Source organism: Bradyrhizobium sp. Arg816 (genome assembly GCF_029989365.1).
Classification (GTDB): domain Bacteria; phylum Pseudomonadota; class Alphaproteobacteria; order Rhizobiales; family Xanthobacteraceae; genus Bradyrhizobium.
The window spans coordinates 1-626 of sequence record NZ_JAPRAQ010000095.1; the positions used below are offsets into that span (position 1 = coordinate 1).

General features: G+C 60.9%; 1 protein-coding gene. It reads left to right on the top strand.

Features of this window, described 5'->3' with window-relative positions:
- On the top strand, positions 1-626 hold a 626-nt coding region (locus tag OWC48_RS45970), incomplete at both ends, for a DUF3422 family protein (protein ID WP_282525924.1).

Sequence of the window (626 nt, forward strand, 5' to 3'; positions counted from 1 at the left end):
TCAGACTTCCGCGTAGACGAAAAAGGCTTCACGAAAATCCTCGTCTGCGACCTCGGGTTGACGTCGCACGATCTCGGAGCGCTGGTGCAGCGGCTCCTGGAAATCGAGACCTACCGTCCATTGGCGCTGCTTGGCCTGTCGGCGGCCCTTGAGCTTGCACCGTCTGTTGATCGCATCGACCGCCGTCTTGTTGAGGCGCTCGAGAAAATGCAAAGCGGTGAGGGGCTGCAGTTCAACAACCATCTGCTTGCCGAGCTGACGGCGCTGGCCGCATCCTTCGAAAGAGGCGCGACCGGCAGCCTGTTTCGATTCGGCGCCAGCAGGGCCTATAACGAGCTGGTCCAATCGCGACTATCCATCATTGAAGGCAACGATGTCTCGGGCTATCCAACCTGGTCGTCGTTTCTGGCACGCCGCATGGCGCCGGCGATGCGAACCTGCGCAACTGTGGAGGATCGCCAGGCGACTCTGTCGGTCAAGCTCGCACGCGCCGCCGATCTGTTGCGAACCCGGGTCGACGTCGAAATCGAACGACAGAATCGTGACCTGTTGCAGGCTATCAACGAGCGCGCGAGACAGCAACTTCGGCTGCAGTGCACGGTCGAAGGATTGTCGGTCGGGGCGAT